Source organism: Bacteroides caecigallinarum, assembly GCF_021530995.1.
Lineage (GTDB): Bacteria > Bacteroidota > Bacteroidia > Bacteroidales > Bacteroidaceae > Phocaeicola > Phocaeicola faecigallinarum.
In genome coordinates this window covers 1-1,110 of record NZ_JADYTF010000244.1, presented here as the reverse complement: position 1 = coordinate 1,110, position 1,110 = coordinate 1, and the positions used below count along the sequence as shown (strand labels likewise).

At 36.9% G+C, this 1,110-nt stretch carries 2 protein-coding genes; both read right to left on the bottom strand.

The features are described from left to right. Positions 1 to 23: 23 nt before the first annotated feature. On the bottom strand, positions 24 to 641 hold the full coding sequence (locus I6E24_RS16380; protein ID WP_235329763.1) for an IS630 family transposase: 618 nt from the start codon (positions 639 to 641) through the stop codon (positions 24 to 26). Then, complete coding sequence (locus I6E24_RS16375) at positions 617 to 1,033, bottom strand: helix-turn-helix domain-containing protein (protein WP_154044655.1); 417 nt, start codon at positions 1,031 to 1,033, stop codon at positions 617 to 619. The genes I6E24_RS16380 and I6E24_RS16375 overlap by 25 nt, the downstream gene beginning before the upstream one ends. Positions 1,034 to 1,110 lie beyond the last annotated feature (77 nt).

Genomic DNA, 1,110 nt, shown 5'->3' with positions numbered 1-1,110 from the left:
TAAGTAACTATTCAAAATTAATTTTATACATATGAGTAATTCACAAATAAGTTCGTACCTACAGATGCCAGTGCCCTGTTTGTACAATAGAAAAGCGAGTCCTTAGTATTGTAATCAGCAGGTCTTATCCATTTGCCTTTCAATATGCGCCACAGGATTTCAGCAGGATTAAGTTCTGGAGAGTATGGTGGAAGATAAAAAAGAAATAATCCTCTATCCTCCCATATTTTTCTGAGTTCTTTTATCTTTCTGTTCCTGTGTACAGAAGCATTGTCAAGGACAACCACCGTTTTCTTCTTTACCTCAAAAGAGAAAATGTCAAGAAAATCCACAAGTTTGTCTGCATTGATGGATTCTTGTGTTGTAAAACCTTTATATTGATTTCTTCGGGTAATCATGCCAAAGATATTAAGTCTTGCTGTTTTCTCTGATGGAATATAGACATTCTCATCTTTGAACTGCCATCCGTAAGGTACATAACCATCTGTACATACATGACTTTCATCAGCATAATAAAGTTCTATTTTACCTTTGGAGTCAAGGCTTTCAAGTTCTTGCAACTTCTCTTTCTTGTATGTGTAGAGTTGCGGTGAGGGGATACCCCTTGGGCGTTTTCTTATTCGCTTATATCTTGCACCAATGCTCCTAAAAAACGTTTGAAGGTAATGTCGCTGGCTTTTTTGCCGGAAGCTTTTTCCCAGGCTTCGCGTGCTTTTGATACACTCTGACGGTCCTCCTCTATAGCCTTACGGACTGATTCCTCATCGGAACAATCCATTATAGGTTTACGACCTTGACCGGGACGTGTTTCCAAGCCTTTGATTCCATTTTCTTTATAACGTTTTATCCATGCGTATACTGTTGGTATTGTCACATCAAATATTTCAGCTATTTCTGAGGCCGATTTGCCTGATGACTTCAACAATATGGATTTGCATCTGATACGATAGTTATGAGTAGGGCCATTATGATACCCTTTCTCAAGTTTGAGGCGATCAGCCTCACTCAATTCAAGCACTTTTATATGTTTCATGATTCAATTTCTAAAATATCATGAGACAATATTAATAATTTATGCTGAATATAAAAATATTTTAGATCACTTACTTA